The sequence below is a fragment of the Leisingera sp. F5 genome (assembly GCF_001593695.1).
In genome coordinates, this window is record NZ_LUKH01000263.1 from 1 (window position 1) to 3234 (window position 3234).

Consider the following 3234-nt stretch of genomic DNA (forward strand, 5'->3'; position numbering starts at 1 on the left):
GCTGAGCCTGCTGAAGGAACAAGACACCGCGGTGCTGCTGGTGACGCATGAGCCGGAAGAGGCGATGCGCATGGCGGATGAAATCGCGCTGATGCGCGGTGGCAAAATCGTCCAGCAGGGCGCGCCCTACAACGTTTATACCCACCCGGCGGACAAGGCTGCAGTTTCCTTCTTCAGTGACGTGAACGTGCTGAAGGCCGAGGTGAACGGAGCCTTGGCGCGCACCGCCTTTGGCGAGTTCCTGGCGCCGGGTGTGGCGGACGGCACCGCGGTGGAGATCGTGTTCCGCCCGCAGCATCTGCGCATCGATTTCGACCGCGGCGGCCAAGGGCCGCTGCCTACCTCCAGCGACGGCGTGCCGGCCCGCGCGGTGGTGGAGCGCGCGCGGTTCTTGGGCAGCGAAAGCCTGGTCGAGTTCCGGATGGAGTTCGACGGCTCAGTTCTGAGGGCGACGGTGCCCAATGTGTTCCTGCCGGAGCGTGGCCGTGTGATGTGGCTGACTGTGCGCCGTAACCGCTGTTTTGTCTTTCCTGACTGACGTTTAGAGACCATTCTGCACCTGATGAAACAGGAGGTGCAGATGCAAGGCAGCTATCAAATCAGACCCTTGGCCAGCGCGGAAATCCAGACCGCCGTGCACTGGGCTGCGCTAGAGGGCTGGAACCCCGGCCCTTGGGATACGGCTTGCTTTGGCGCTGTCGACCCGCAAGGCTTTTGGGGCGGGTTTCTGGACGGCCGGATGATTGCCTGCATTTCGGTGGTGAACTACAGTGATGCCTTTGCTTTCCTTGGATTCTACATCGTCGTGCCGGACTGCCGCGGACAGGGTTATGGCTATGCCCTGTGGCAAAAGGCGCTGGAGCACGCTGGGAGCCGGAGTGTCGGCCTCGATGGCGTGGTGGACCAGCAAGGAAATTACCGCCGCTCCGGATTTGAACTCGCGTACCGCAATATCCGCTTTGGCGGGGTGCCGTCTGGAGGGCCGGCAGTTTCGCAGGATTATGAAGTGGCACCGCTGACAGAAACGGGGGCAGGTTTGGAGGCGCTGGATGCCCGCGTCTTCCCAGCGCCGCGCTGGGTGTTCTGGCAGCATTGGCTGGGGGCTGAGGGGCATGTTTCCAGTGCCGCGTATCAGCATGGCGGTCTTGCAGGCTTCGGCACCCTGCGCCCCTGCGGCAGAGGCTGCAAGATCGGGCCGCTTGTTGCCACGTCACGTCCGGCGGCAGAGGCGGTTCTGGCCCGGCTGCTGCAAGAACTGCCGGAAGGGCAGGAGGTGTTTCTGGATGTGCCGGAACCCCATGCTGAAGCGGTGGATCTGGCGTGTTCTATGGGGTTGGCGCCGGTGTTTGAAACCGCCCGGATGTATCGCGGGACTGCGCCGCGCCTGGAGACGGGGTTGATTTTCGGTGTTACCAGTTTCGAACTTGGATAGGGGGGGCGCTGCCCCCGGCCCTGAGGGCCTCCCCCGGAGTATTTGCGCAAAGGTGAAATAGGGGGCTCAGGACCCGTATGGGTCGTAGTCCTGCAGGCGCTTGCCGGGTTCGTCGACGAACAGCTCGGGTAGGGCGCTGGCCTCTTCGATCAGGTCGACCCGGAACACCCTGAAAGCGTCACGGGTCTCGCACCAGGCGGTGAGGGTCCAGACCCGGCCCCAGTACTCCATGTGCAAGGGGCGGATCTTGCGGTCTGTCAGGGTGCCGTCGATGCGGCGGTAGCTGAGCTGCAGTTTCTGGCGCGCTTTGATGGCAGCCCGGAGCGCTGGCATATGGGCAAAGCCGCGCGCTGCGTCCGAAAACGGGTAGACCGCGAATTTCCAGGCGTCGGCTTCGGCGATGGTCTGTTCCGGCAGCACCGCGTCGACCTTGGCCGCCAGCGACAAAGCGGCGGATTTGAGGTCGGGGTCGGCGGCCTCGGCCACGATGGCCATGCCGAGGTTCAGCGCTTCCAGCTCCTCCGGCGTCAGGGTAAGCGGCGGTAGGCTGATCTGCTCGCGCACCATGTAGCCGACGCCGCGCTCGCCCTCGACCGGCACGCCGGAGGCTGCCAGCGTGTCCATGTCACGGTAGATGGTGCGGGTCGAGACTTCCAGCCGTTCTGCAATGTCCTGGGCGCGATGCAGCTTGCCGTCGCGCAGGATCTGGATGATTTCGAAAAGGCGGTCGGTGCGGCGCATGGGAACCACCCTTGGCGCGGAGTAGGGGCAAAGGTCAAGGGCCGCGCCCGGCGCAGGTGCCGGGCGCGGCCAGGTTCAAGTCAGTACGCCATGTCCCACAGCACCTCTTCATGGCGCATTTTTGCGCTGTCCGGCGCGATGGCCTGCATCAGATCCGTGCAGAAGTCCTGCCTGTGGAATTCGGCGGCCACCTTCTGCGCCGTTTCCATATCCTTCCAAATGACATAATCGGTCCAGTGCCCGTCTTCGCCGAGACTCAGCTGTCGGTGCAGAAAGCCGGGTTGGGACCGCACAAAAGCCTCGCTGGCCTGGCTGAGAGTGACAAATTCGGCGGGACTCACGCCCGCGGCCAGTTTGAAGGTCACGATTTCGGCCACATGTTTGCGCATCACGTTTCTCCTATGTGCTGTGATGGGCTGGATTTACCGGGCTGCAACTGACATATACCTGTCAGTTGGATGCGCAGCAGCTGCAAAAACTGCAGAATCTGCGCGTCCCGGGGTGTTTGTGCAGTGCGGGTTGCTTTCGCTCAATGCTGTCTGCGCGCTAAACCCGTAGCGAACAATTCCACCGGCGCCTGCAATCCGCGCCGGATCACGTAAGGAGACATTCTCATGCTCAACAATATCGGCCTTCCCGGCATTCTGCTTATCGCTGTTGTGGTTCTGGTCCTGTTTGGCCGCGGCAAGATTTCCTCGCTGATGGGCGAAGTTGGCAAAGGTATTACCTCGTTCAAGAAGGGCATCAACGAAGGCAGCAAGGAGCTGGAAGAAGACGCGGCGGACGTGGCCAAGGATGTCACACCCGATGCCGAATCTGCGGCCGAAAAAGACAAGGCCTAAGCGCGGATGTTCGATCTTGGGTGGACCGAACTGCTGGTCATCGGCGTGGTCGCGCTGATCGTGGTCGGCCCCAAGGACCTGCCGGTGCTGTTCCGCAATGTGGGGCGGTTTGTCGGCAAGGCCAAGGGGATGGCGCGCGAGTTCAGCCGGGCGATGCATGACGCGGCGGATGAGGCCGGGGTCAATGATATGGCCAAGGGCCTGAAGGCTGCGTCGAAC

6 protein-coding genes are annotated in these 3234 nt (G+C 62.9%); 4 read left to right on the plus strand and 2 right to left on the minus strand.

Annotated features, from left to right (window positions below; genetic code table 11):
* Nucleotides 1–538 (plus strand): TOBE domain-containing protein (locus A2I95_RS28525; protein ID WP_291735335.1); only part of this gene is annotated, 538 nt, incomplete at its 5' end.
* 42 nt (nucleotides 539–580) lie between these two features.
* Nucleotides 581–1432: a GNAT family N-acetyltransferase gene (locus A2I95_RS28530; RefSeq protein ID WP_291735336.1), complete on the plus strand. Its 852-nt coding sequence runs from the start codon at nucleotides 581–583 to the stop codon at nucleotides 1430–1432.
* Between the two features lie 66 nt (nucleotides 1433–1498).
* Here A2I95_RS28530 and A2I95_RS28535 read toward each other — a convergent pair whose 3' ends face one another.
* Together A2I95_RS28535 and A2I95_RS28540 are read right to left on the minus strand one after the other, a co-directional pair.
* Nucleotides 1499–2173, minus strand: a complete 675-nt coding sequence (locus A2I95_RS28535; protein ID WP_027258447.1) for a YafY family protein — start codon at nucleotides 2171–2173, stop codon at nucleotides 1499–1501.
* Between the two features lie 80 nt (nucleotides 2174–2253).
* Nucleotides 2254–2562 (minus strand): hypothetical protein, encoded by a 309-nt coding sequence (locus tag A2I95_RS28540; RefSeq protein ID WP_291735338.1) that lies wholly within the window; start codon nucleotides 2560–2562, stop codon nucleotides 2254–2256.
* A gap of 225 nt (nucleotides 2563–2787) precedes the next feature.
* Between A2I95_RS28540 and A2I95_RS28545 the strand changes: the two genes are divergently transcribed.
* Nucleotides 2788–3015: a twin-arginine translocase TatA/TatE family subunit gene (locus A2I95_RS28545; RefSeq protein ID WP_027258449.1), complete on the plus strand. Its 228-nt coding sequence runs from the start codon at nucleotides 2788–2790 to the stop codon at nucleotides 3013–3015.
* Between the two features lie 6 nt (nucleotides 3016–3021).
* On the plus strand, nucleotides 3022–3234 hold a 213-nt coding region (gene tatB / locus A2I95_RS28550; protein WP_291735341.1), incomplete at its 3' end, for a Sec-independent protein translocase protein TatB.

Bases quoted from the DNA above. Each gene is read 5' to 3' on its own strand.
- A2I95_RS28535 (WP_027258447.1), bottom strand. From the start codon at position 2,173: ATGCGCCGCACCGACCGCCTTTTCGAAATCATCCAGATCCTGCGCGAC.
- A2I95_RS28545 (WP_027258449.1), top strand. From the start codon at position 2,788: ATGCTCAACAATATCGGCCTTCCCGGCATTCTGCTTATCGCTGTTGTG.
- A2I95_RS28540 (WP_291735338.1), bottom strand. From the start codon at position 2,562: ATGCGCAAACATGTGGCCGAAATCGTGACCTTCAAACTGGCCGCGGGC.
- A2I95_RS28530 (WP_291735336.1), top strand. From the start codon at position 581: ATGCAAGGCAGCTATCAAATCAGACCCTTGGCCAGCGCGGAAATCCAG.